At 67.3% G+C, this 25043-nt stretch carries 21 protein-coding genes; 9 read left to right on the top strand and 12 right to left on the bottom strand.

Translation table 11 applies throughout. From position 1 onward, the window contains the following. Positions 1-29 precede the first annotated feature (29 nt). The 6 genes from ACERNI_RS09610 (at position 30) to ACERNI_RS09585 (ending at position 6003) form a co-directional block, all read left to right on the top strand. Complete coding sequence (locus ACERNI_RS09610) at positions 30-1217, top strand: lipid-transfer protein (RefSeq protein WP_448833066.1); 1188 nt, start codon at positions 30-32, stop codon at positions 1215-1217. A 54-nt stretch (positions 1218-1271) separates the two neighbouring features. Next, positions 1272-1709: a MaoC family dehydratase N-terminal domain-containing protein gene (locus tag ACERNI_RS09605; RefSeq protein WP_448833065.1), complete on the top strand. Its 438-nt coding sequence runs from the start codon at positions 1272-1274 to the stop codon at positions 1707-1709. 11 nt (positions 1710-1720) lie between these two features. Beyond that, positions 1721-2140, top strand: coding sequence for a MaoC family dehydratase (locus ACERNI_RS09600; protein ID WP_448833064.1), 420 nt, complete (start codon positions 1721-1723; stop codon positions 2138-2140). 42 nt (positions 2141-2182) lie between these two features. Continuing rightward, a complete protein-coding gene (locus tag ACERNI_RS09595) occupies positions 2183-3013 on the top strand; it encodes an SDR family NAD(P)-dependent oxidoreductase (RefSeq protein ID WP_448833063.1) in 831 nt (276 codons plus the stop codon). Positions 3014-3125: 112 nt separating this feature from the next. Further along, positions 3126-4271: an acyl-CoA dehydrogenase family protein gene (locus ACERNI_RS09590; protein WP_448833062.1), complete on the top strand. Its 1146-nt coding sequence runs from the start codon at positions 3126-3128 to the stop codon at positions 4269-4271. Positions 4272-4434: 163 nt separating this feature from the next. After that, a complete protein-coding gene (locus tag ACERNI_RS09585) occupies positions 4435-6003 on the top strand; it encodes a long-chain-fatty-acid--CoA ligase (protein WP_448833061.1) in 1569 nt (522 codons plus the stop codon). 24 nt (positions 6004-6027) lie between these two features. On the opposite strand, the gene ACERNI_RS09580 is transcribed toward ACERNI_RS09585, so the two are convergent. Next, entirely contained in the window at positions 6028-6750 is a 723-nt protein-coding gene (locus tag ACERNI_RS09580) for a TIGR02117 family protein (RefSeq protein WP_448833060.1), read from the bottom strand. A 176-nt stretch (positions 6751-6926) separates the two neighbouring features. On the opposite strand from ACERNI_RS09580, the gene ACERNI_RS09575 reads away from it, so the two are divergent. From ACERNI_RS09575 to ACERNI_RS09565, 3 genes are all read left to right on the top strand, one after another. Next, positions 6927-7433: a hypothetical protein gene (locus ACERNI_RS09575; RefSeq protein WP_448833059.1), complete on the top strand. Its 507-nt coding sequence runs from the start codon at positions 6927-6929 to the stop codon at positions 7431-7433. Positions 7434-7624: 191 nt separating this feature from the next. Beyond that, positions 7625-8863 carry an efflux RND transporter periplasmic adaptor subunit gene (locus ACERNI_RS09570; protein WP_448833058.1) on the top strand — a complete coding sequence of 413 codons (1239 nt, stop codon included), beginning with the start codon at positions 7625-7627 and terminating at the stop codon, positions 8861-8863. Between the two features lie 276 nt (positions 8864-9139). Beyond that, a complete protein-coding gene (locus tag ACERNI_RS09565; RefSeq protein ID WP_448833057.1) occupies positions 9140-12337 on the top strand; it encodes a multidrug efflux RND transporter permease subunit in 3198 nt (1065 codons plus the stop codon). A 154-nt stretch (positions 12338-12491) separates the two neighbouring features. Here the strand turns inward: ACERNI_RS09565 and ACERNI_RS09560 are convergent, their stop codons facing one another. The 11 genes from ACERNI_RS09560 to ACERNI_RS09510 form a co-directional block, all read right to left on the bottom strand. Further along, positions 12492-13589, bottom strand: a complete 1098-nt coding sequence (locus tag ACERNI_RS09560; protein ID WP_448833056.1) for a Zn-dependent alcohol dehydrogenase — start codon at positions 13587-13589, stop codon at positions 12492-12494. A gap of 219 nt (positions 13590-13808) precedes the next feature. Next, positions 13809-15101 carry a hypothetical protein gene (locus tag ACERNI_RS09555; protein WP_448833055.1) on the bottom strand — a complete coding sequence of 431 codons (1293 nt, stop codon included), beginning with the start codon at positions 15099-15101 and terminating at the stop codon, positions 13809-13811. Then, the gene (locus tag ACERNI_RS09550) at positions 15098-15766 is read right to left on the bottom strand and encodes a tetratricopeptide repeat protein (RefSeq protein WP_448833054.1); all 669 of its coding nucleotides are present in this window, start codon (positions 15764-15766) and stop codon (positions 15098-15100) included. Before ACERNI_RS09550 ends, ACERNI_RS09555 begins: the two co-directional genes overlap by 4 nt. After that, positions 15763-16665 (bottom strand): VWA domain-containing protein, encoded by a 903-nt coding sequence (locus ACERNI_RS09545; protein WP_448833053.1) that lies wholly within the window; start codon positions 16663-16665, stop codon positions 15763-15765. The genes ACERNI_RS09550 and ACERNI_RS09545 overlap by 4 nt, the downstream gene beginning before the upstream one ends. Beyond that, entirely contained in the window at positions 16662-17669 is a 1008-nt protein-coding gene (locus ACERNI_RS09540) for a VWA domain-containing protein (RefSeq protein WP_448833052.1), read from the bottom strand. Before ACERNI_RS09540 ends, ACERNI_RS09545 begins: the two co-directional genes overlap by 4 nt. 2 nt (positions 17670-17671) lie before the next feature. Then, positions 17672-18259, bottom strand: coding sequence for a DUF4381 domain-containing protein (locus ACERNI_RS09535; RefSeq protein WP_448833051.1), 588 nt, complete (start codon positions 18257-18259; stop codon positions 17672-17674). Next, positions 18256-19227 carry a DUF58 domain-containing protein gene (locus tag ACERNI_RS09530; RefSeq protein WP_448833050.1) on the bottom strand — a complete coding sequence of 324 codons (972 nt, stop codon included), beginning with the start codon at positions 19225-19227 and terminating at the stop codon, positions 18256-18258. The genes ACERNI_RS09535 and ACERNI_RS09530 overlap by 4 nt, the downstream gene beginning before the upstream one ends. A gap of 89 nt (positions 19228-19316) precedes the next feature. Then, entirely contained in the window at positions 19317-20297 is a 981-nt protein-coding gene (locus ACERNI_RS09525; protein WP_448833049.1) for an AAA family ATPase, read from the bottom strand. Between the two features lie 21 nt (positions 20298-20318). Next, complete coding sequence (locus ACERNI_RS09520) at positions 20319-21281, bottom strand: formylglycine-generating enzyme family protein (protein ID WP_448833048.1); 963 nt, start codon at positions 21279-21281, stop codon at positions 20319-20321. Between the two features lie 45 nt (positions 21282-21326). Continuing rightward, on the bottom strand, positions 21327-22271 hold the full coding sequence (locus tag ACERNI_RS09515) for an HAD family hydrolase (RefSeq protein WP_448833152.1): 945 nt from the start codon (positions 22269-22271) through the stop codon (positions 21327-21329). A 143-nt stretch (positions 22272-22414) separates the two neighbouring features. Beyond that, positions 22415-25039: a fused MFS/spermidine synthase gene (locus ACERNI_RS09510; RefSeq protein WP_448833047.1), complete on the bottom strand. Its 2625-nt coding sequence runs from the start codon at positions 25037-25039 to the stop codon at positions 22415-22417. Between the last annotated feature and the right edge of the window lie 4 nt (positions 25040-25043).

Here is a 25043-nt window from a genome sequence, read left to right as displayed (position 1 = left end):
GCGCGCTCATTTCGGGCCAGGAGTTCACGATGACACAGAAAGTCTGCATCGCCGGCGTCGGCATGATCCCGTTCACCAAGCCCGGCGCCAGCGGCTCCTATGTGAAGATGGGCGCGGAAGCGGTGCGCGAGGCCCTGAAGGACGCCGGCGCCAGCTATGACCTGATCCAGCAGGCCTTTGTCGGTTACGTCTATGGCGACTCAACCTGCGGCCAGTCGGCGCTGTATGAGGTCGGCCTGAGCGGCGCGCCGATCGTCAACGTCAACAATAACTGCTCCACCGGCTCCAGCGCGCTGTTCCTTGCCCGCCAGGCGGTTGAAAGCGGCGCGGTGGACTGCGCCCTGGCGCTGGGCTTCGAACAGATGCAGCCTGGCGCGCTGAAGTCCCACTGGGATGATCGCCCGCCGGCCATGGCCAAGGGCGCGCCGATCGTCGCGGAGCTGACCGGCGACGTCACCGGCATCCCGGGAGCCCTGCGGATGTTCGGCGGCGCGGGCCGCGAGCACATGCAGAAGTACGGCACCCGGATGGAGACCTTCGCGGCGATCCGCGCCAAGGCGAGCCGGCACGCCGCCAACAACCCGCTGGCTATCTTCCGCAAGGTCGTCACCACGGACGACGTCATGAACGACCAGGTGATCTGGCCCGGCGTGATGACGCGCCTGATGGCCTGCCCGCCCACCTGCGGCGGCGCCGCGGCCCTGGTGGTGTCGGAAAGCTTTGCCCGCAAACATGGCCTGCGCACCGACGTGGCCATCCTCGCCCAGTCGATGACGACAGACCGCCAGATCACCTTCGACCCGCCGTCGATGATCCAGATGGTCGGCTTCGACATGGCCCGGCGCGCCGCGAACGAGGTCTATGAGAAAGCTGGCGTCGGCCCGCGCGATATCCGCGTCGCCGAGATGCACGACTGCTTCGCCCACAACGAGCTGCTCACCTATGAAGCGCTGGGCTTCTGCGGCGTCGGCGGCGCGGAAAAATTCGTGATGGACGGCGACAACACCTATGGCGGCCAGGTCGTCACCAACCCGTCCGGCGGCCTGCTCTCGAAGGGCCACCCGCTCGGCGCCACCGGCCTCGCCCAGTGCTACGAGCTGACCCGCCAGCTGCGCGGCGCCGCGCAGGCCACCCAGGTGGACGGCGCGCAGATGGCGCTTCAGCACAATCTTGGCCTTGGCGGCGCCTGCGTCGTCACCCTTTACGGCCGCAACTGAGCAAAACCACGCGCACAAAAACCACGCGTAACAGCATCAACCGGAGGACATAATTTGCCCGACAGAAGTCTGATTGGTCGTTCGCTCGGCGAGACGACAGTCGAAGTCGAAAAAGGCCGCCTGCGTTTCTTCGCCAAGGCCATCGGCGAAACCGATCCCGTCTACACCGATGAGGCGGCGGCGAAAGCGGCCGGCTACAAATCCCTTCCCGTTCCGCCAACATTTCTGATGTGCCTCGGCGGCGAAGGCCGGGACCTCGAAGAACAGTTGAAGATCTATGACTTCGAAGTCGCCCGGATCCTGCATGCTGAACAGGCGTTCGACTACCACAAGCCCGCGGTTGCCGGAGATGTGCTGACCTTCAGCACCTCCGTCGCAGATGTTTACGAGAAGAAGGGCGGCGCTCTCCAGTTCGTTGTCACCCAGACCCGGGTCACCAATCAGGATGGCGAGCATATCGCTGACGTCCGCAGCGCCGTCGTGCAGCGTTAAGGAGCCGCGTCATGACCCAGGTTCAATATTCCAGCGTCAATGTCGGCGACGAAATCCCGCTGCTGAAGGAAAAGCCCGTCAGCCGCTTCACGCTGGCGCTCTACGCCGGCGCCTCCGGCGATCACAACCCGATCCACATCGATCTGGATTTCGCCCGCAAAGCGCGCATGCCGGATGTGTTCGCCCACGGCATGCTGTCGGCCGCCTATCTCGGCCGCCTGCTGACCAACTGGGTTCCGCAGCGACAGATCCGCAATTTCTCGATGCGGTTCACCGGCATCACCCAGCTCGGCCATGTGCCGACATGCACCGGAAAGATCGTCGAGAAGTTTGAGGCCGACGGCGAAAAACGCGTCCGCCTGCAAATTCGCTGCAGCAACCAGTACGGCGAAGAAAAACTGGCCGGCGAAGCCATCGTCGCCCTGCCCTGATCCGCCGTCATCTCACATACACTGGACGTTGAAAGACTTGTCATGAGAAAGCTTGAAGGTAAGGTCGCCCTTGTCACCGGCTCCGGTCGCGGCATTGGCCGCAGCGTGGCGCACCAGCTCGCCGCCTACGGCGCAAAAGTCGTGGTGAACGATCTCGACGCCGGCCCGGCTGACGAGGTTGTCCGCGAGATCCGCGCCCAGGGCGGCGAAGCCGTCGCCTGCGTCGGCAGCGTCACGGCCGTCGACTTCGCCGACCGTTTCGTCCGCACCGCGATCGAAAACTACGGCGCCATCGATATCATCATCAACAACGCCGGCTACACCTGGGACAACGTCATCCAGAAGATGAGCGACGAACAGTGGTACGCCATCATTGACTGCCATCTGACGGCGCCGTTCCGCATCCTGCGCGCCGCACAGCCGGTCATCAGCGCCCAGGCCAAGAAAGAGGCGGCTGAAGGGCGTGAAGTCTTCCGCAAGGTGGTCAACATTTCCTCGGTGGCCGCTGGCGGCAATGCCGGCCAGACCAACTACTCGTCCGCGAAGGCCGGCATTATCGGCATGACCAGGACCCTGGCCCGCGAGTGGGGTCGCATGAAGGTCAACGTCAACGCGGTGGCTTTCGGCCACATCGAAACCCGCCTGACCCAGGCGCTCGCCGGCGGCGCCAGCAAGACCGTCAACATCGAAGGTCGCGAGATCAAGGTCGGCATCCAGCAGGCGATGATCGACGCAGCCGCCTCGGTGATCCCGCTTGGTCGTCCCGGCACGCCGGACGAGGCCGCCGGCTCGGTGGTCATGCTTTGCCTGCCCGAGGCCAACTACGTCTCCGGCCAGACCGTCGTCTGCGGCGGCGGCTTCGGCAGCCTCTGACACACGGCCGGGTCTGGGTTCACGAAGCCCCAGACCCGGCGCTCCGCTGACCTGCCCCCGACCTGGCGGCCCGGATCGGGCGGCCCTTTGCACAAACCGCATGAGAACCCAGATGCTGGAAAATTATCACGCGCCATGGATGACGGATGACATCCAGCTGTTCGCCAATGAAGTGCGGCGTTTCTCCCGCGATACGCTTGCGCCGCGCGAGGAGCAGTGGCGCCAGCAGCATCAGGCGGACCGCGAGTCCTGGCGCGCCTGCGGCGACATGGGCCTTATCCTGCCCGACATTCCAGAAGAATACGGCGGTTCAGGCGGCACGCCGGCGCATGTGGCGGCGCTTATCAGCGAATTCAGCTATGCCGGCGTCTCCGGCCTTGGCCTCGGCATCAATCACATCGTCGGCCATTACATTCTCTCTGACGGCACCGAGGCGCAGAAACGCCGCTGGCTGCCGAAGATCGCCTCTGGCGAGGTCATCTGCTCGGTGGCGATGACCGAGCCGGGGACGGGTTCCGACCTCCAGGCGGTGCGCACGCGGGCGGTTCGCGACGGCGACAATTACATCGTCAGCGGCGCCAAGACCTTCATCACCAATGGGCAACTGAGCGACATGGTCGCGGTGGTCGCCAAGACCGACCAGGGCGCCGGCGCGCGCGGCGTGTCGCTTCTGCTGGTCGACACGAAGCTGCCCGGCTTCCGGCGCGGCCGTTGCCTCGACAAGGTCGGCCTGCAGTCGTCGGACACCTCCGAGATGTTCTTCGATGACGTTGTGGTTCCTGCCGACTGCCTGCTTGGCGGCGTTGAAGGCCAGGGCTTCTTCACGCTGATGAAGCAGCTGCCCTATGAGCGCGCCCAGATCGCCATCGCCGCCGCCGCCCAGATGGAGCGCGCCCTCGCCCTCACCCTGGAATACACCCGCGAACGGCAGGTTTTCGGCAAACCGGTTCTGGATTTCCAGAACACCCGCTTCAGCCTGGCCGACGTCAAGGCAACGGTTCTGGCGTCGCGCACGTTCTGTGACCACATCATCCAGCAATGGGTGGAAGGAAAACTGGATTCAGCGCTCGCTTCCCTTGGAAAATTCTGGCTAACTGAGCGTAATAGCGAAGTGCTCGACCGCTGCCTCCAGTTCTTCGGCGGCTACGGTTACATGAACGAGTACCCGATCGCCCGCATGTGGGCGGACGCCCGCGTCGCCCGCATCTATGGCGGCGCCAATGAAATCCAGCGTGAGCTGGCCGGTCGTTCGCTCTGATCTTCAGGCGACGGTCAGGTGAATGACAGCAGCGGCCCATCGCGTGATGCGAACAGATGGATGCCAGCCGCTCGCGAACCGTCATGCGAAACAATGCGTTAGAGCGAGGCGCGGCTCCACATGAACGCATCTCGCTCCAAATAACCAGAACCCGGAGGAGCGCATGTACATCACCCAGGGCCTGCACCGGCAGATACAGGCCAAACCTGACGTCATCGCCATCCGCGGGCCGGACGGCGCCGTGACCTACGCCCAGTTGGGCGACCGCGTCGCCCGGCTGGCGGCGGCGCTGAAAGGCATCGGCGTCGCCTCCGGAGACCGGGTGGCGATGCTGTCGCTGAACTCCAGACGCTACATTGAGTATTATCTCGCCGTTCCATGGGCCGACGCGGTATTGGCGCCGGTCAACACGCGCTGGAGCGAAGCAGAAATCGTCTACTCCATGGACGACTGCGAACCCGCCGTGCTGATCGTCGACGACACCTTCACGGACATGGGGCGGAAAGTCGCCGCCTCGGCGCGCACGGTGCGCACGCTCATCTATGCCGGCAACGGCGAAACCCCGCCCGGCATGCTCAGCTATGAGGCCCTGATCGCCGCCGCCGCCCCCGTGGCCGACGCCCGCCGCAGGGGCGACGCGCTGCTTGGCGTGTTCTACACCGGCGGCACGACCGGCTTCCCCAAGGGGGTCATGCTCAGCCACAACAACATCGCTTTCTCGACGCTCGCCGCCCTCAACAATGGCAGCTATGGCGGGGACGCCACCTTCCTGCACGCCATGCCGATGTTTCATCTGGCGGACTATGCCGGCATGTGCGCCCTCTTCCTCAGCGGCGGCAGCCACGTGGTGATGCCGGCCTTCACGCCAGGCGACACCCTGGCGGCGATCGCCCGGGACGCCGTCACCGACATCATGCTGGCGCCAACCATGCTCCAGATGGTGCTGGACTGGCGTGATCGCGATCCGGCGGCGGCGGCGCTTGATCTCACCTCCCTGCGCAGCGTCACCTATGGCGCCTCGCCCATAACCCCGGCATTGCTGGACCGCGCCCGCGCCGCTTTCCCGTCAGCGGGGTTCATGCAGGGCTATGGCATGACCGAGCTGTCGCCCATCGCCACCACGCTGGGGCCCGACTGGCATACGCAGGAGCATCAGAAAACCGGCAAGATGTATTCAGCCGGGCGGCCGGGGCTTTGCATGGAAGTCCGCATCGTCGATCCGGATGACAACGAGGTTCCGCGCGGAACGGTTGGCGAAATCGTGGTGCGCGGCCCCAATGTGATGCTGGGCTACCTGAACAAGCCGGCCGAAACCGCCGAGGCCCTGCGCAACGGCTGGATGCATACCGGAGACGGCGGCTACATGGATGCGGACGGTTTCGTCTACGTCTGCGACCGGCTCAAGGACATGATCGTCAGCGGCGGCGAGAATGTCTATTCGGCGGAGGTGGAAACCGCCATTGCCAGCCATCCGGCCATCGCGCAGATCGCCGTCATCGGCGTTCCCAGCGAAAAATGGGGCGAGCAGGTCCACGCGGTGATTGTGCTCAAGCCCGGCGCCGATGCGAGTGGCGAGGAGATTGTCGCGCACTGCCGCACCCGCATCGCCGGCTACAAATGCCCGCGCAGCGTGGAGTTCCGTGAAGCCCTGCCTCTATCCAGCATTGGCAAGGTGCTGAAAACCGAGCTGCGCAAGCCGTACTGGGAAGGGCGCGCGCGCGGCGTCGCCTGACCTGGACTGGCGCGCCCGGCAACATCAGCGCCGGGCGCGCGACCCGTTTCCGGGCGTGGCGGCCAGCCCGCCGGCGCGCCCATTGTGCAGGTCCAGCGCCCAGCGCAAGGTCACTGGCAGCGGCGTCCACCACCCGGTGCGCAATCCCGCCTCCCGCAAGGCGGCCGCGGTCCAGGTGTTGCAGCCGGCCAGCATGTTGAAGGCGCCGGTCGCCTCGAAGAATCCGTCGTCAGGGCCGTAGGACAAACCGGCGAGCGCAACGGGTTTGCCGCCGTCACGGCGAAAGGATTGCTCGATGAACCCCAGCAACCGCTCATAGCTGGCCCGGTCGAGATTGTAGCTGCGCATCGGCGCGCCATCGCCGGCCAGCCGGCTGCGAATTTCCACGTGCAGCACCGAGCTGTCGCGCGTCAGGGAGCGGAGCACCGGCAGGGGCTTCAGATCAGCCCAGGTGGGCGTTTCCGTATAAAAGCTGCGTCCGCCCCAGCCGATCACCAGCCAGCGGGCATGGGGATGGTTGAGGGGAAGGCTGGCGTCGGCGAGAAAGCCAAAACGCGCCGCGATCTCCGCGTCGAGCGGAATCGCCACGTCGGTATGAATGAGGTTGCCCAGCACGGCGACCGGGTGCGTTTCTGGCCCCGACGTCTCCGGCTGCCCGGCCCCGCGCGGCGCAACCACCCCCAGAACCAGACAGACCAGGAAAATCAGCCCGCCGGCGATCGCCAGTCTGGACGTTGTGCGCAACATGCTGGGCCCGCTTCCCGCTGAAAATGACTGGATGCCAGAATGCCACGATACAATGTCACGATTCCGGGCGCCCAGATAAAGTCATCAGGCAGCGCAAGGGCTTCTGGCGATGCGCCCACGGCGTGACCTGCGCCCGGAAGCTTGCAGGCCGGGCGGCGTTCATCATTGCTTAAACATTGACGGGGACAACGGACGCCCATCCGGCGGGCATGCGGCGGCAGAACGCCGCAGACCCGTTGCGACGCTACCTTACCCTTCGTAAGTACAGGCGGATGATCCGGACGCGCCTCTCAATTCTCAGCGTGATGCTGCTGCTCCTGGTGGGAATTATATTTCCGTCAGCGCAGTATCTTGCGCCTGCCCTGGCCCAGGCCAGCACAGCGCATCGCCTGACGACTGCGCCCCCGGCGCCGGATGCCCGTCCCCTGCTGAACGTCGCGCGGGTTGTGACCCCGGCGCTCTACTCCAGCCGGATTCAGGTGCTTGAGAAAGCCCGGGGCGACATTCCGGAGCGTTATGTGGAGTCGCGGCATTATTGCCCCGACCCCGGTGGCCCGGACCTGATTTTCTGCCAGCCCGCGCCGGTGATCACGCCGTTTGTTTTCCAGGCTCCCGCGCCCCAACTGCAAAGCCGGCGCCCCTCAGGCCTCCAGTACCCGCAAGAGCGTCCGCCAAGGGCCTGATGCCCGCCGCGCCGGCCAGGTCGCACGCGCCAGACGCGCGTCGCGCCGCCTCGCCGTCCGCCCGCACAGCATCAACCCGACAATTCTCCCTGTATCCGGTCGCCCGCCCGGCGCGCCACGTCCCCGCTTTCGGGAATGCTGGCGCTGTCCCGGCCCGTCGCGGCGATCGTCAAGGACGGACGGACAGTCTCATGAAGATCAACGCCTCGCGCACCCGCCTCGCCAGCTATGGCGCGCCCTGCCTCGCCATCGCCCTCGCACTGGCCACAGCCGCCTGCGACCAGCCACAGGCCAGCGCCAACTCCGGCGCCGCCACCACGACGGCGCCGGAAATCTCCTTCATCACGGTCAGGCAGGAGCCGGTTCCGCTGGTCCGCGAGTTGCCTGGTCGCGTCACGGCGCGCGGCGTCGCCGAGGTGCGCGCCCGCGTCAGCGGCCTCGTGGTCAAGCGCGCTTTCGAGCAGGGCAGCAAGGTCAATGAGGGCGACCTGCTCTACAAGATCGACCCCGCCCCCTACCAGGTTGAGCTGGCCCGCAGCGACGCGGCGCTGCATCGGGCTGAAGCCAGCCTGGTGCTGGCGAAGCAGCAGGCCGAACGCATGAACACGCTGCTGGCGCGCCATATCGCCAGCCAGGCGCAGTACGACGCCGCGATCGCCGCCCAAAAGCAGGCGGAGGCTGAAGTGGCCGGCGCCCGCGCCGCCCGCGACGGCGCGCGGCTTAACCTGGACTACACCAACGTCCGCGCCCCCATCTCCGGCCGCATCGGCCGGGCGCTGCTGACCGAGGGCACGCTGCTCGACACAGCCAGCAGCGGCGTGCTGGCGACCATCCAGCAGATCGATCCGATCTACGTCGACATCACCCAGTCGGTCGGCGAGCTGAACAAGCTGCGCCGCGACCTCGCCAGCGGCGAACTGGCCCACCTGGAAGACAACGGCGCCAATGTCGAGCTGATCATGGATGACGGCAGCATCTACGCCCATAACGGCCGCCTGCTGTTCTCTGACGTTACCGCCGACCCTGGCACCGGCCAGGTGACCTTGCGCGTGCTGATGCCGAACCCGGAGAACGAGCTGTTCCCCGGCATGTATGTTCGCGCCCGCCTCGCCCAGGGCATCGACGCCGACGCCATCGCCGTGCCGCAACAGGCCGTGCACCGCAGCAATGACGGCCGCGCCGAGGTCTGGGTGGTGAAGCCCGACAACAAGGTCGCGCTGCAGCCCGTCGAAGTGGGCCAGGTGGTCAGCGGCTCATGGCTGGTCAACGCCGGCCTGAAGCCTGGCGAACGCGTGGTGGTTGAGGGCTTCCAGAAGATTTCCGCCGGCATGGAAGTGAAGCCCGTGGCCCTGCCCCCGGCGGCCCGGCAGGCCAGCCTTTCCGGCCCCAATCGCGCACCCGGCGCGGCGCAGGACGCCCGCGGGCTCTGACCGCGCCAGCCGCAGACGTCACAACCGTCGCCGCCCGGTCCCGCCTGATGGCTGGCGGGACGGCGCCTGTCGCCCGCCAGTGGCCACGCGCTCCGTCATCTTCGCGCGCTGGCAGGCTGGCTGGCGCCCATGACCGTCATCGCCGTCGCCTTTCGCCGTCCCGCCTCCAGGCCGCCGCCTGGCGGCGGTGGACGCGGGAGGCTTCGCCCGATGTCGCCGTTGCCTGTGACGCCGCATCGCGGACCGGGCGACGAACCGAATTGAGAACCCGACCTCATGGCTCGCTTTTTCATTGACCGGCCGATTTTCGCCTGGGTCATCGCCTTTTTCATCTGTCTTGGCGGCGTGCTCGCCATTCCCAATCTGCCGGTGGCGCAATATCCCATCATCGCGCCGCCTTCGATCGCCCTGTCGACCGCCTTCCCCGGCGCGCCGGTGGAGAGCCTCTACACCAGCACGACGCGCCTCATCGAAGATGAGCTGAACGGCGCCGCCAATATCCAGAGCTTCGAATCCGCGACGGACTCCTTCGGCGTCATCGAGATCAACGCCACCTTCGCGCCGGGAACCGATCCGAACAACGCCTCGGTCGAGGTGCAGAACCGCCTGAAGCGCGTCGAGGCGCGGCTGCCGGCGGAGGTGCGCCAGCAGGGCATCCTGGTTGAGGAAGCCTCCGCCGCCACGCTGCAGATCATCACGCTGGAATCCACCGACGGCTCGATGGACGAGATCAGCCTCGGCGACTTCCTGATCCGCAACGTCATCAACGAAATCCGCCGCATCCCCGGCGTCGGCCGCGCCACGCTCTATTCCACCGAGCGTTCGCTGCGCATCTGGATTGATCCGGACAAGCTGCGCGGCCTGTCGCTCAACGCTGCCGACGTCACCAAAGCGATCGGCAACCAGAACGTCCAGGTCGCCTCCGGCGCCGTCGGCGCCCAGCCGAGCCCGGCGACCCACAAGGTCAACTTCCCGATTATCGTCAAGGGCCAGCTGACAACGCCGGAAGCGTTCGGCGCCGTGGTGCTGCGCGCCAATCCCGATGGCTCGACCGTGCGGCTGCGCGACGTGGCCCGCATCGAACTTGGCGGCGACGACTACAAATTCACCACCCGGCTGAACGGCGGCGAGGCCGCCGGCATTTCCGTGACGCTGGCGCCGGACGGCAATGCGCTGGAAACCGCGAAAGCCATCCGCGCCACCATGCAGGAGCTGTCGCAGTTCTTTCCGGACAATGTGAAGTGGGACATTCCCTATGACATTACCCCGGCGGTGGAGGCGTCGCTTGAAAAGGTGCTGATGACGCTCGTCGAGGCCGTCGTCCTAGTCTTCATCGTCATGTTCCTGTTCCTGCAGAACATCCGCTACACGCTGATCCCCACCATTGTCGTGCCCATCGCTTTGCTGGGCACAACGATGGTGATGATGCTCGCCGGCTTCTCGATCAATGTGCTCACCATGTTCGGCATGGTGCTGGCCATCGGCATTCTCGTGGATGACGCCATCGTGGTGGTCGAGAACGTCGAGCGCATCATGAACGAGGAGGGCCTGTCGCCGAAGGAGGCGACCCGCAAGGCCATGAGCCAGATCACCGGCGCCATTATCGGCATCACCCTGGTGCTCACCGCCGTGTTCATTCCCATGGCGTTTTTCCCGGGCTCGGTCGGCATCATCTACCGCCAGTTCTCCGTGACCATGGTGACGTCGATCGCCTTCTCGGCGCTGCTCGCCCTGACGCTGACGCCGGCCCTGTGCGCCACGCTGCTCAAGCCGGTTGCCAAAGGACATGGCCATGCCAAAGGTGGCTTTTTCGGCTGGTTCAACCGTCAGGTTGACCGGGTCACCGCCGGCTATGGCGCCGGCGTGGCGCGCCTGCTGAAACGCTCCGGCCGGGTGATGGTGATCTACCTGATCCTGCTCATGGGCCTCGGCTACGCTTTCGTGCGCATGCCGGAAGGCTTCCTGCCGCTCGAGGACCAGGGCTTTTTCACTGTCGACATCCAGACGCCGCCCGGCTCCTCCTTCAACCGCACCCTCACGGCGGTGAAGAAGGTGGAGGAGCATCTGATGGCCCAGCCAGGCGTCGCCAGCGTCACCATTGTCAATGGCTTCTCGTTCTCCGGCCAGGGCCAGATGACCTCCCAGGCGTTCGTGACGCTGAAACCCTGGAAGGAGCGCGACGCGGCCAGTTCGGCGAAGAGCCTTGTCGATGGAACCAACCGGGCGCTCGCCTCCTACAAGGACGCGGTGATCCAGGCGCTGGAGCCGCCGCCGATCGACAATCTGGGCAATGCCTCGGGCTTCAGCCTGCGCCTTCAGGATCGCGGCCAGAAGGGCTATTCCGCGTTGATGGCGGCCCAGGAACAGCTGTTGTCGCTGGCCCGCAAAAGCCCGATCCTGCGCAACGTCTATGTGGAGGGGTTGCCGCCGGCGCCCCAGGCCGAGCTGGTGATTGACCGCGAGAAGGCCGCCGCGCTGGGCGTCAGCTTCGAGGACATCAACAACACCATCCAGGTCAATCTGGGCTCGGTCTACGTCAACGACTTCCCCAACCGGGGCAAGATGCAGCGCGTCATTGTCCAGTCCGCCGAGTTGCAGCGCCTCAACCCCTCCGACATCCTGAACTATGGCGTGAAAAACGCCCAGGGCGCGATGACTCCGGTCTCGTCGTTCGCGGAACTGAAATGGAGCATGGGACCGGCGCAGATCGTCGGTTTCAACGGCTACCAGTCGGTGCGCTTCACCGGCGAGCCCGCCCCCGGCTACACCTCGGGCCAGGCCATCGCCGAGATGGAGCGGCTGATGAAGGAGTTGCCGCGCGGCTTTGGCTACACCTGGACCGGCCAGTCGCAGCAGGAAAAGGAAGCCGGATCGCAGGCGACCCTGCTGCTGCTGCTGTCGATCGTCATCGTCTTCATGTGCCTGGCGGCGTTGTATGAAAGCTGGTCGATCCCGTTCGCGGTGATGCTGGTCATTCCGCTCGGCGTCGTCGGCGCCGTGCTGGCGGTCAACCTGCGCGGCATGCCCAACGACGTTTATTTCAAGATCGGCCTGATCACTATCATTGGCCTCTCGGCCAAGAACGCGATCCTGATCGTGGAATTCGCCAAGGAACTCTGGAAGCCTGGCGTATCGCTGATTGACGCCACGGTGGAGGCGGCCCGGCTGCGCTTCCGCCCCATTGTCATGACGTCGCTGGCCTTCATCTGTGGCGTCATTCCGCTGGCCATCGCCACCGGGGCCGCCTCGCAAAGCCAGCAGGCGATCGGCACGGGCGTGATGGGCGGCATGATCACCGCGACCGTGCTGGCGATCTTCTTCGTGCCGGTGTTCTTCGTGGTGGTGATGCGCCTGTTCGACCGCAAGAAAGATGCGCCGGATGAAGCCGCCCCGACGCAGGCCGAAACCGCGCCACAGCATGCGCCCTCCAACGGCGGCGCTGTCGTCGTCCCGGGTGCTGGCGCGGAACGCTGACGCCAGAAGCGTGGTCCGGCCTTGCCGGGCCACGCCGCCTGCTTCGGGACGTGCAATTGCAGCTCATGCCTTGCGTCGCCTGGGGCAAGCTGCCCTGGTTTCCTTACTTCAGGCAGTTCTGGCCAGTCGGCGGTTCCGGCTGACCGGAAACGTACTAGAAGCAGGTAATGACGCTGCGGGCGATCGCCCCCTGCTTCAGCTCCTGATAGGCTTCATTGATCTGCGAAATATTGATTTCACGCGAAATCAGGTCATCCAGATTCAGCCGGCCCTGCAAATACAGCTCGGCATACATGGGAATGTCGTGCTTGATGTTGGTCGAGCCCATGACCACGCCGCGCACGCCGCCCTGGTTGGCGATAAGCTCGGCCAGCACATCAATGCTGATTTTTCCGCCAGGCTTGTGCAGGCCGATCATATAAGCCTCGCCGCCCTTGCGCAGCATGCGGATCGCCTGCTCGGACGTCTGTTGCAATCCAATAACCTCGAACGCGTGGTCAACGCCGCCATCGGTCAGGGCCCGCGTCGCCGCGACAGGATCGCCGGCGCCGGCGTTGACGAAATCCGTGGCGCCAAACCGGCGCGCCAGCTCTTCCTTCGCCGGCTGCAGGTCGATGGCGATAATCCGCGCCGCGCCCGCCAGCTTCGCGCCCGATATGACATTGAGACCGACGCCGCCAACGCCGATGACGGCAACAGTGTCTCCCGGCCGCACGCCAGCGGTATTGATGGCGGCGCCGATGCCGGTGATGCAGCCGCAGCCAAGGATCGACGCCTGCGGAAACGGCAGGGCCTTCGGCACTTTGGCGAGCTGGTTTTCATGCACAAGGGCATATTCGGCGAAGGCGGCGGTGCCGAACACCGGGGTGAGCGGCTGGCCATCGCGGGAAAGGCGCTGCGGTTCGTCCGCCGTCCGCAGTGTCGCTTCAGGATGGGCGCATTGGTAGGTCCTGCCGGCAAGACAGGCCTTGCACTGTCCGCAATACTGGATCAGCGAGCCGACGACATGATCGCCCACGGCGAATTCACGCACATCGGGGCCAACCTCCCTGACGACGCCGGCCAGTTCATGGCCCAGCACCGCCGGAAGGGCGACGCCAAAATTGTTTTCGGCAAAGTGAAGGTCGGAATGGCAAAGGCCAGACGCCTTTACTTCAACCAGGACCTCCCGCCCCCGGGGCGCATCAACCTCAATGTCCTCCACATCAAATATTCCGTTGAGCGCATTGAGTACAGCCGCCTTCATCTTCATGAGCGTTCTCCCGGTATTATTGTGAAGGCATGCTAGAGCGGGAATTTCCGACTGTCAGCCTCGAAAACGGCAACGTGAGCCTTTTCCTGGCGCCCTCATCTCACGACAGCGGATCGACGGCGCCGCCAGGCAAAATGGCGGCCAATGGCGGAAGGCGCGCGGCCAGCCCAACGGCAATGCCGCGCCGCGAAAATCTCCAGCCAGGCCTGGCGCAACTAATCATTGGCGCGTCGTGAATTCCGGGTTCAACGCCGGCAACGCCGTCGCGGCGCCGGCCCGCGTCGTCGCCCCGGCATGACGGCATGCGTCGATCGCCTTTGCCAGCGCGGCCCCATCCGCCTGGGTCCAGGTTTCGTCGCCATGGAACAGGGCGCGCTCCAGCCTTGCCAGCGGCGGCGCCATCGGTGAACCCCGGCGCAACGCCAGCGCCTCCTCGCGCGGCAGCCGCGCAAACCAGGTTGTCAGCGCCTCCCAGGTATCCGCGGCGTTTCCAGCGCCGGCGACGCGGATCGCGGCGCCACGGGCCCATGCGGCGCTGGCGATGCGGCGGCTGCGCCAGCCCTGCCAGGCTCGCCAGAGGCGCGGGACCAGCAGCAGGCCGGCGACAGCCACGAGAATGACGCCAGCCATGGTCGCCAGAGCCTGTGGCGACGCCATGCGGGCCAGAAAACCCGTCGCGGTCGCGTGGCCCGACGCCGCGGCGCTCACCGTCACGTCGAGCCCAGGCAAGGTCAGGCTCCGCGCCGCGCGCTGCGCCGGATCCCACCAGGTCTGGACAAGCGCCGGCAAGGCATACCGCCCCGGCTTCTCGAAAACATAGGTGACCCTGTCGGTGCGTTTGCCGGTGACCTCGCCCCGATTGATCTGATCCTGGCTGGCGGGCGGATCGGCGTAGACGCGCACGCCCGCCGGGGCGACGAAATGAAAGTCGGTCATGGCCAACGCCGGCGTTCCATCCGCCTGCCGGCGGATGGTCCGGACGATTGCGCCGCCAGCCGCCACCGGTTTTGCCCCCCCGTCCGGGGACCAGTCCTGCCGGGCCTCGACGCGGCTGGAGACGAGAACCGGTCCCGACGCATCCATGCCCGGCGGCGCGCTGGCGTGGATGCGGGTCTCGGTTCCCCGCGCCTCTCCCACCGGATCGCCAGCGCGATCAAGCAGGGTGACGCGCGGCGGCGGAATGACGATGGCGCCGGCGCGACGCGGATAGACGACGAACGCGAAATCCTTGCCCACATAAGCCTGGCCGTCGATCTGGTCGCGCACCGTCAGCGCCTGGCTTTCAAACCGCATGACCTGGGCGCCGGGCGCTTCAGGCACGCTCACCAGCGGCGGGTACGCCATGTCGTCGGCGAACAGCACCCGCACGTGCAGACGAACCGGCTGGCCCACCATGACCGCGCCATCGGCGGGATCCAGCGTCGTGGAGACGCGCGGCGGCGCGTCCGCAAGAGCGGCAAGAGGAGCAAGAGCCGACAGAAACAGCCAGATCGCCAGCAGGACGGCCCTCATTTCCCGCCCCCTTCGCTGGCGTTGTTTTCACCCTGGCCGTCAAGCTGCCAGGCGAACCGCGCCCGCAGGAAGTCGGCTGGCTTTGTCTGGACCCGCTTCAGCCACAGGGCCTGCACCGCCTGGTCCGACATCCCCTGGCCAGGTTCCGCCGGGGTCTGCTCCCCACCCTTGCGGTTCTTGTCATAGACGATCGCATCGGGCGTTGATTCCGTCTGGTCCATCTCGCCGCCTTCGGTCTTGCGCAGGGCGGCGCGCGCCAGGGCAATGTCGCGATTGCGCCGCGCCTCGGGCCAGTCCGCTCGCAGGCCCAGCGCCTGGTCGAAGCTTTTCACCGCGTCGTCATACTGACCGAGCAGCACCAGGGCGTCGCCACGATTGAAAAAGCTCTCCGGCGTCTGTGGCGCGGCGAACGCCTGGGCAGCGCCCTTGAAATCACCATTGCGGTAAAGGGCGACGCCGCGCCAGAACGGGTCGTGGAACGCCGCCGCGGCGTCAGCCGGGCGGTTTTCGTGCAACAGCAGGCGGCCGCGCTGGTCTGGCGACAGCCACAGGTCGCGCCAGCCCACCCGCCAGCCGGCGACCATAAGGCCGGCCGCCAGCGCCAGCAGGACGCACAGATACGGGGCGGACGCCAGTCGCGACGCCCAGGCCGCAAGACGCCTCATGACAGCACCCATCCACGACGGAACCAGAGAAGGGCCAGCAGCGCCAGAGGAAACGCCAGCCAGTAGCCATCCTCGCGCCAGCGCTCGCCCTCGCCATGCGCCGCCCGGGCCACATCGCCCGCATCGAGGGCGCGAACTACGCTGGCGACGTCGCCCTGATCGATGGTCAACGGAACCAGTCGCGCGCCCACGGCGCGGGCCGCTTCGTCCATGTCCCGCATGTCGCGGCCGGGCGGGCGCAGGGCCAGCACGGTCACCGGCGCGCCGCCCGCGACGGCTTGCGCCGAAAGTTCATCGGCCAGCACCAGGATTGATCCCCCGTCCGGCGTCCCGGCAAGGGCGCGGTTGGCCAGCGCCAGCGCCCCGGTCAGATCATCGCCGTCTTTCGGCATGATCTGCGGGGAGATCGCCCTGGCCATCTCCAGCACCACGGCGCTGTCAGCGGTTGGCGGCAACACCAGATGGGCTGAACCCGCATAGGCGATCAGTCCCGTGGCGGCGCCCTCGCGCGCCGCCAGAATATCCGTGAGCTTCTGCAGGGCGCGGTCGAGCCGGGTTGGCGCCAGATCGCTCTCCTGCATCGACGGCGTCGCCTTCAACACCACGACCGCGGGCGGGCGCGCTGCGGCAAAGGGCGACGGCGCCCGCCGCCATGCCGGCCCGGCCACGGCAATGGCCGTGATGACGCTGGCGACCAGCCCCCATTCCACCGGCCCCATGCGGGCGCGACGATCGGCGCCAACGATCAGATGCGGCAGAAGCTCCGGATCGATCACGCCGCGCCACCGCCAGGCGGGATCGCCCACGTGACGCCAGGCCAGCCAGATGGCGATGGCCGGCAGGATCGCCAGCAACCACAGCGGCCGCATGAAGTGGAAATCCGACAGGGCGGCGATCATGATGTCGCCTCCCCCGCGACGGCGCGCGCGGGCCGCCGCCGGCGCGCCAGCAGCATCAGGCCCTGGGATACGATCCCGATGGCCAGGGCCGCGGCGAGCGGCATCCAGTAGATGTCCCGACGCGGGCGGAAGCTGACAGTGTCGATGCGCCTGGTTTCGATGGCGTCGAGCCGGTCGTAAATCTGTTGCAGACCGTCCCGGTCCATGGCGCGAAAGAACCCGCCGCCGGTTGTCGAGGCCACTTCCTTCAGGGCCGCCTCGTCCAGTTTGTCCTCCCCCGCCGCCTGCGGATCGCCGACGGCGACGGTGTGGATGACGATGCCCCGGTCGCGCGCCACCCGCGCCGCTTCGGCGGGCGGAACGCTGCTCATGGTGTCGTTGCCGTCGGTCAGCGCGATAATGGTGCGCGCCTTCACGGCGCTGTTGGCGAACAGGTTGACGCCCAGACCAATGGCGTCGCCGAGCGCCGTGCGCGGCCCCGCCATGCCGACGGCGACTTCCCCCAGCATGATGCGGCTGAGGTCCAGATCCGTGGTGAAGGGAACGAAGGTGAAGGGCGCGTCGCCAAACACCACCACGCCGACCCGGTCGCCCTTGCGGCGGGCCAGGAAGCCGTCGAGCACCTGCTTCACCGCCGTCAGCCGGTCCACTGTCTTGCCAGAGGCGTCGGTAAAGTCGCGTGTGTCCATGGAGCCGGAAAGATCGACCAGCAGCAACAGGTCGCGGGTCGGCTGCTCGCGATGTAGCGGCGGCTCGATCCACTGGGGCCGGGCCAGCGCGGCGATGCTCAGCAGCCAGATGAGGATGAGCGCCAGCAGCGGGCCGAGGGCGCGGCGGGTGACGCTGCCGCCGAAATGCGGTTCCTGACCGGTGATGCGGGCCAGCCGCTGCACGAACGGCGCCCGCAGGCCGGAGCGCGCCGAAACGTAAGGCGGCAGCGCCAGCCAGACCAGCAGCGGCGCCGGCGCCAGCAGCGCGAACCATGGATGGAGAAAGGACAGCATGCTCAGGCCTCCTTTCCGGACTGGCGGGATTTGCCGCCCTGCGCCCTGCGGGCGTGCAGCCAGCCCCTGGCGGCGGCGACAAGCGCCCCCGTGTGATCAGCGGACGGGCCGGCGGAAGCCAGATTTTCCAGGGCGTCCGGCAGGGCCGTGAACCGGGGCGGCTCGCGCCCCGCCGGCGTGGTCCGCGCCAGAAACTCCCTCCACGCCGCGCCGGTGAGGCGCGCCACCTCCCCGCGCCCGTAAACCACCAGGGCGGCCCGCTTCAGGATGCTGGAAACCGCCGTCTCCATCGCGGCGGCGTCTGGCCAGGTCCCGGCTGCGACGGCGTCCAGCTCGGTTGAGGCGCGCCGCAGAAAAGCATTGGCCTGGTAGCGGCGCAGGCAGCGCCACAGCGCCACGGCAAGCGCGGCGACCAGCGCCGCCGCCACGATCCAGACGCCGGGCGCCGGCGGCCACCAGGATGGAGGCGCCGTCAGGACGATATCGGCGAGATTGGCCAGGTCCGCAGTATGGGCAAGATCGACGGGAGCGGCGGCGGGAGCGGCGGCGGCGGGAGCGGCGGAAAGAGCGGCGGAAGAAGCGGAGGTCATGACGCTGGCCCCGCCGCTCTGGCGCCCATGCGCGCCTGATCCACGCGCCGGCCGATCAGTTCACGCAGCTGGGCCGCGACGTCCCGCGCCGTCGACAGCGGCAACACCGGAATGGCCCGGCGTCGCGACAGGGCGGCGAGGCTGGCCCGCCAGGCCGTCCGCTGGTCGGAAAAGCGCTGGCGCAGGGACGCCGATGACAGATCCACGTCGATGCGCGCATCGCCGGACCTGAACGTGGCGAAGCCGATGTCCGGCAGATCCTGCTCCAGCGGATCGGATATGAACATGGCGATGATGTCGTTGTGGACGCTCAGGCGGGACACCAGCTGGCGCGTCGTCGCGTCGGCGCCGGACATGTCCGACACCAGGCAGACAAGGCCATCGTGCGCCGTCATCCGCGCCGCCGCGGCCAGGGCGTCATTCAGCCTGGCGCCGTCGCCCTCCGCATGCGCGGCCCCGGCGAGCGCCGCGTTTTGCCGGGCGATTTCCCCGAGAATGCGCACCACGCCCTGGTCCCGGGATCGCGGCCGGATCGTCACGGTTTCCGTATCGCCAAACACGACGGCTCCTACCCGGTCGCCGAGCGACGTCACCCGCCACGCCGCCAGCGCCGCCGCTTCCGCCGCCGTCACCGATTTCATCGCCCGCCGGCTGCCGAAGAACATGGCGCTGCGCTGGTCGACAACCAGGATGACCGGGCGGTCGCGCTCCTCGGAGTAAACGCGGACGTGGGGAGAACCCAGCCGGGCCGTCGCCCGCCAGTCGATGGCGCGCACGTCATCGCCCTCAAAATAGTGGCGCAGCTCCTCAAAGTTCAGGCCCCGCCCGCGCAGCCGCGACGCATGCCGGCCAGCCAGCAGGCTGTGCACCGGCTGGCGCGGCAGAAAGCTGAAGCCGCGCGCCCGGTGCTTCAGGCGCAGCATTTCCTCCAGCGTGATGAAGACGCGGGCGCCCGTATCGGCCTTCACGGGTTTTCCACCGGGTTTCTCGCGCATCCGGGCCATGGCCTGCCCCTGTTCATCGTCAATGTCAGATCGCGGGCGTCATTTCGCCAGGATCAGATCGCGACAGCGACCTGCTTCAGCACCTCGTCCAGCACGGCGTCGACGCCGACCCCATCGGCGCCCGCCTCGTAGCTCAGCGACACCCGGTGACGCAGGCAGTCGTGGGCAATGGCCTGCACGTCTTCCGGCGTTACATAATCGCGCCCCTGCAGCCAGGCGCATGTGCGGGCGCAGCGGTCCAGCGCCAGGGTGCCGCGCGGGCTGGCCCCGATGGCAATCCACTTGCCAAGCTGGGCGCTGAAGCTGGCCGGGCGGCGCGTCGCCGCCACCAGCGCCACCATGTAATTCTCCACCACGTCGCGCACCGTCACCTGGTCAATGCCGGCGCGGGCGTCGAACACCGCCTGCTGCGGAACTGGCGGAGGCGAGGCGGCGGCGGCGGCTCCGGCGGCGCTCTCCGCCCGGACGAGGCGCATCACTTTGGCCTCGTCGGCGTCGGATGGATAGTCGATGCGCACGTGCATCAGGAAACGGTCCATCTGGGCTTCCGGCAGCGGATAGGTGCCTTCCTGTTCAATGGGATTCTGGGTCGCCAGCACCATGAACAGCGGCGGCAGGTCGTAGCGTTTGCCGGAGACGGTGACCTGCCGCTCCTCCATCGCCTCAAGCAGGGCCGACTGCACCTTCGGCGGCGCCCGGTTGATCTCGTCGGCCAGAACAAGATTGCCGAACACCGGGCCGCGCCGGAACTCGAACTGCCCGTCCGGCCGCAGTATTTCACCGCCGGTCACGTCGGAAGGCAGCAGGTCCGGCGTGAACTGGATGCGGCTGAAGTCAGACTCAAGATGCCGCGACAGGCTCTTGATCGCCCGCGTCTTGGCGAGACCAGGCAACCCTTCCAGCAGCACATTGCCGTTGGCCAGCAGCGCGATGATGATGCGCTCCACCACCGCCTCCTGGCCAATGATGTCGGCGCGCATGCGGGTCCGCAGGTTGGCGATGGCGTCGCGCGGGGCTGTTGCGGGCTGGTCCATGCGCTGTCTTCCCTTTGTTATTTATGTCGCCACCCGAATGACGCAGCGGAAGCCGACGTGGCTTGTCGAGGTGTCCACCGGCTCGGCGTGCCGGGCTGCGGGGCGATAGCGGCGGCAATAATTGGGGGCGCACAGGTGCGAACCGCCTTTCAGCACCCGCCGCGGGATGCGGATCGCCGGCTGGCGCGGGTCGTAGCTGTCGCTCTCCGGCCCGCCGCGGGGGTTCTGTGGCACGCAGCAGGCCTTGGGCGCATCGCCGGCGTGCCCCGTCGACCAGAAGTCCGCCGTCCACTCCCAGACATTGCCGATCATGTCGTAGAGGCCATAGCCATTGGCCGGGAACGCCCCCACCGGCGAGGTGCGGGCAAAGCCGTCTTCTTTCGTGTTTTCGTGCGGAAACGCGCCCTGCCAGGTGTTGGCCATATGCCGCCCCTCCGGCGTCAGCTCATCGCCCCAGGCAAACTCGCTGCCTTCCCGCCCGCCCCAGGCGGCGAACTCCCACTCCGCCTCCGTCGGCAGGTCCTTGCCCGCCCAGGCCGCATAGGCCAGCGCATCCGCATAGGCCACGTGCACCACCGGGTGATCATCCAGCCCCCTGATGGACGAGCCGGCGCCATAGGGTTTGCGCCAGGTGGCGCCGAACTGGAATTTCCACCACTGCGACCAGTCGCCGAGGTCCACCGGGCCGCCCGGCGGATTGAAAATCAGCGAGCCCGCCCGCAGCATGTGCGGCAGCGCGCCCGGATAGTCTTCGGGATTCGGCGCGACCTCGGCCACGGTGACATGGCCAGTCGCTTCGACGAAGGCGCGGAATTGCCGGTTGGTCACGGGCGTGGCGTCGATCCAGAACGGGTCCACCATGGCGCGATGGCCCGGCGCCTCCTCAGGGTAATGATGATCCGAGCCCATGCGGAAAGTTCCGCCGGGAATGTGAATCATTCCCTCCATCAGCGAATGTTCAGCCGGCTTGCCTGCATTAGTCATCAACGCTTTCCATCCCGAACGACATGCATTGGCGATCCCGCCTGATCAGGGCGCCGGCGGGAACACCGTCTTCCAGTCCTGCTTCATATCGACCACGGTCCAGCCGCGGGCTCCCGCTTCATCAAGCGCCTTGTCGAGCCTGCCGACAGGGGATTTGCGGTCATAGGCCCACTCGCGCGCGCCATCCGTATGGTGAACGAGAAGCCCAAGGCGTGGGCCGGCCCCGCCCGTCACATACTGCAACATCTGCAAATCGCCGTCAGAGTTGCCGAAGGCGAGAATGGGCCTGCGGCCGATGAACCGGTTGATGCCCACGGGCTTGCCCGGCCCGTCGTCAACGAACTCCACCTTCGCGGTCTTGTACAGCTCCGGCTTGCCGTCCTTGCCCATGCGGAAGGTCACGACGCCGGACGAACCAACCACCCGTTCCGGCGGCACCCCATAAACCTTGTCCGCAAACACCCGCATGAATTCCACGCCGCCGCCGGAAACGATGAATGTGCGGAAGCCGGCCTTGCCCAGCAAAGCCAGCAACTCCAGCTGCGGTTGGTAAACCATCCCGGTATAGGGGCGCTTTGTAACGGGGTGCCTTGCCGTCTTCAGCCAGTCATGGACGCGGCCGGCGAATTCTTCCGTGGTCATGTTGGCGTGGGTGACGGCGAGCGTTTGCAGCAACCCCTTGTGGTTGTCCGCCGCGAGGGCCTTCAGGTCCTTCGCCAGCACCGACCTGTAGGGCTCCTGCCGGGCGAGGGCCGGGCTTTCCTTCGCCTTCCGGGCGATCTCGTCGAAGGCGAACTGCGCCTGGAAATATACGGGCTTCTCGGCCCACAACGTGCCGTCATTGTCGAAAACGGCGATGCGCTCCGCTGGCGGAACGTAATCGGGCCCGCCCTGTTGCGTCACCCTGGCAATGAAATCCAGAATCGCCCGCTTCGTCTTGCCGTCATGCCATGAGGGCAGCGGATCAGCCAGCAGGGCATCCGGGGGCATGCGATCGGTGGTTTTTGTCGCCACCGGAGGCGCTGCGGTTTGCGCCCGCGCGCCGGGCGAGGCTGCCGCCACGGCGCCAAGGGCCAGCATGGCGACAGCCAACGTGGCGACAGCCGGCGTTAACCACCGTTTCCGGAATTCGCTCATCCCGCGCCTCCTCTCCGCGTCACGCCGGAGCCCGCGCCGCCAGGCCCGGCCGAGCCCGCGGGTTTGCGGGCGCCGCCCGTGAACCAGCTGTAATAGGGATTGTCGCCGTCGAGCTGCATCAGCCGGGCAATATCCCGCCGCCACGCCTCCCGCTCGCCAGCCCGCGCGTGCAGACCCGCCGCGTAGAACAGCCGCAGACGCTCACTTTCGGCGACGATCGCGGCCGTCAGATCGTTGCCGGCATTGACCAGGGGCGGCGACGTCTGCGTTTCCAGCAGCGACGGCAAGGTCTGCTGGAAAGCCCCCGGCCGCAGCCATGCTCCATATTCGATGCGAGGCTGATCGTCGGTGACCGGCGCCGCGTCTCCGGCCCACGTCGCCAGCCCCTTGCGATCCGTCACCCATGTGGCCAGCAGGGCCGCCGGGGAAGCGACGCCGACTTCCGCCAGGGTGGCCGCCACCTGTGGCTCCGCCATGCGGCGGGCGATGCGTCCCGCATCCAGCTCCATGGGAGCCATTGACCCGACGAGCAGCATTTCGTGAAAATCCGTGGTCCACAGCGAAGCATGCGGGAACACGTCAATGAAAGCCCGCACCAGGGAGCGGGTGTCCTCGCCATCCTGCGTCGCCAGCGGTAACCATTGCGCCACCATGCCGCCAGCCATGAGCCTGTCGCGGGCAAGGGCGTAGAAATCGCGGGAATACAGATTGACCACGCCAGCGGCGGCCGGCGGCGGCGGCTCCAGGGTAATCAGGTCATAAAGATCGCGGCTGCCCAGCAATTCGCGCCGGCCATCGCGCAGGCGGATGTCGATGCGCGGATCGGCGGCCACGCCATAATTGCCGGAAAAATGCGGCGTCGCGCGCACGACCGCCGGCAGCAGTTCCGCGACGACACGCTTTTCCAGCCATGGATAGCGCAGCAACGCGCCCGCCGTGATGCCCGTGCCCATGCCAATGACCAGGGCGGACTGGGGCTCGCCGGATTGAATGATCAACGGCAGCAGCGCCTGCAAACGCATGTAGCGCAGCGATGGCATGGCGTCGCCAGAATTGGATACGCCCTGGATGTAGAGCCGGCGGAAACGGTTGCGGCCCATGCTTTGCTCCAGCACCGCCACCGTCGCCCCGCGCGTCTCCTCATAGGCAACCAGGGCGCCGCGTCGCGACTCCATGAGCAGTTGGGCAAGACGTCCGGCTGGCGTCGTCACCGCCAGCAGAACGGCGGCGGCCAGCACGCCCCAGCCGCCAATCCGGGCCCAGCGGGGCGCCGGCTTCTCGCGCCAGATCGCCAGAAGCCCCAGCATCGCGGCGGCAAGCGCCAGCAAGGCCAGCGTGTGCACGAGACCGAGCGCGGGGATCAGCACGAGGCCAGTGAGCAGCGCGCCCGCCACGCCGCCAAGGGTGTTGACGCTGACGACCGCGCCCACATGGCCGCCCGTGCGCCCTGCCTGGCCGCCGGCGACCAGCCGCAGGGCCAGCGGGAACGCCGCCCCCAGCAACAGGGTTGGCGCCAGCACAATGAAACCGGCGGCGACAAGGAAACGGGCGCTGGCCCCCGCCAGCCCATTGCCTGTCCAGGCCAGCATCACGGATTCGGCGGCGGTCTGCGTTCCAGCCAGCCAGCGCCCAAGCAGGGCGACCTCGGCCAGCGCGACAACGCCGGCGCCAGCGAGCAACAGGCCAAAGACGGCCCACGGCCGCCGGATCCGGTCGGCGAAGCGCGCCAGGATGGCGGCCCCCACGGCCAGACCGGTCAGATAGGTCGCCAGCACCACGGAGAAGGCGAAGGCGCGCGTGCTGATGAACTGCACGATGACCTGCGACCACACCACCTCATAACCAAGCGCCAGCCCGCCGGCGATGGCGTACAGGCCGAGCGCCAGCCGGGCGTTGGCGGACGTGGCGGCGCTTTCTGGAGCCGATGCGCGCCTGAGCATCGCGGGTTGCGCCGGGGTGGATGTTGGAGAACGGGCGGGCAACAGCAATGCGCCAAGGCCGGCCGCCACATTGAGGCCGGCCGCCGCCAGCGCCGCGCCCTGCACGCCGAATGCCGGGATGAGAACGAACACCGGGGCCAGGGCGCCAACAACGGCGCCAGCCGTATTGGCCGCATAGAGCGCGCCGCCAACGGAACCCGTCTGGCCCGCGGCGGGCGCGAGCACCCGCGCCAGCGCCGGCAGCGCGCCGCCCATCAAAAACGCCGGCGCGCCAACCAGGACAAACACACAGGCCCAGGGCAGCGGCATGAACCACCGCTCCATGGCCGCGAAGGCTGGCGCGAAGCGGGCGAGAACAAGGGTCGTGATGATGGCGCAGACGGCGACAGCCAGTTCCAGCCCCAGATAAAAAACCACCGGCCGCGCCGCGCGGTCCGCCAGCCGGCCAAGCGTGAAGCCACCGAGACCCAGGCCGGCGAAAAACGCGCTGACAGCAGTGGTCACCGCATAAACGTCAACGCCGACAACCAGGGACAGTTGCTTGATCCAGATGATCTGGAACACGAGGGCGGCCACGCCGGAAAGGAACAGCAGGACGCCCGCGAGCCCACGATGCCGCGGGCTCCGCTCAGGAGCCGTAATCGGCTGTGGCGCTGGTCGCCGTCCCCGTCCCCGTCCCATGGCC

The sequence above is a fragment of the Camelimonas sp. ID_303_24 genome, assembly GCF_053543495.1.
This window is presented reverse-complemented; position numbering and strand designations above follow the sequence as displayed.

Bases quoted from the DNA above. Each gene is read 5' to 3' on its own strand.
- ACERNI_RS09610 (WP_448833066.1), top strand. From the start codon at position 30: ATGACACAGAAAGTCTGCATCGCCGGCGTCGGCATGATCCCGTTCACC.
- ACERNI_RS09600 (WP_448833064.1), top strand. From the start codon at position 1,721: ATGACCCAGGTTCAATATTCCAGCGTCAATGTCGGCGACGAAATCCCG.
- ACERNI_RS09595 (WP_448833063.1), top strand. From the start codon at position 2,183: ATGAGAAAGCTTGAAGGTAAGGTCGCCCTTGTCACCGGCTCCGGTCGC.
- ACERNI_RS09590 (WP_448833062.1), top strand. From the start codon at position 3,126: ATGCTGGAAAATTATCACGCGCCATGGATGACGGATGACATCCAGCTG.
- ACERNI_RS09585 (WP_448833061.1), top strand. From the start codon at position 4,435: ATGTACATCACCCAGGGCCTGCACCGGCAGATACAGGCCAAACCTGAC.
- ACERNI_RS09580 (WP_448833060.1), bottom strand. From the start codon at position 6,750: ATGTTGCGCACAACGTCCAGACTGGCGATCGCCGGCGGGCTGATTTTC.
- ACERNI_RS09570 (WP_448833058.1), top strand. From the start codon at position 7,625: ATGAAGATCAACGCCTCGCGCACCCGCCTCGCCAGCTATGGCGCGCCC.
- ACERNI_RS09565 (WP_448833057.1), top strand. From the start codon at position 9,140: ATGGCTCGCTTTTTCATTGACCGGCCGATTTTCGCCTGGGTCATCGCC.
- ACERNI_RS09560 (WP_448833056.1), bottom strand. From the start codon at position 13,589: ATGAAGATGAAGGCGGCTGTACTCAATGCGCTCAACGGAATATTTGAT.
- ACERNI_RS09555 (WP_448833055.1), bottom strand. From the start codon at position 15,101: ATGAGGGCCGTCCTGCTGGCGATCTGGCTGTTTCTGTCGGCTCTTGCT.
- ACERNI_RS09550 (WP_448833054.1), bottom strand. From the start codon at position 15,766: ATGAGGCGTCTTGCGGCCTGGGCGTCGCGACTGGCGTCCGCCCCGTAT.
- ACERNI_RS09545 (WP_448833053.1), bottom strand. From the start codon at position 16,665: ATGATCGCCGCCCTGTCGGATTTCCACTTCATGCGGCCGCTGTGGTTG.
- ACERNI_RS09540 (WP_448833052.1), bottom strand. From the start codon at position 17,669: ATGCTGTCCTTTCTCCATCCATGGTTCGCGCTGCTGGCGCCGGCGCCG.
- ACERNI_RS09535 (WP_448833051.1), bottom strand. From the start codon at position 18,259: ATGACCTCCGCTTCTTCCGCCGCTCTTTCCGCCGCTCCCGCCGCCGCC.
- ACERNI_RS09525 (WP_448833049.1), bottom strand. From the start codon at position 20,297: ATGGACCAGCCCGCAACAGCCCCGCGCGACGCCATCGCCAACCTGCGG.
- ACERNI_RS09520 (WP_448833048.1), bottom strand. From the start codon at position 21,281: ATGACTAATGCAGGCAAGCCGGCTGAACATTCGCTGATGGAGGGAATG.
- ACERNI_RS09515 (WP_448833152.1), bottom strand. From the start codon at position 22,271: ATGCCCCCGGATGCCCTGCTGGCTGATCCGCTGCCCTCATGGCATGAC.
- ACERNI_RS09510 (WP_448833047.1), bottom strand. From the start codon at position 25,039: ATGGGACGGGGACGGGGACGGCGACCAGCGCCACAGCCGATTACGGCT.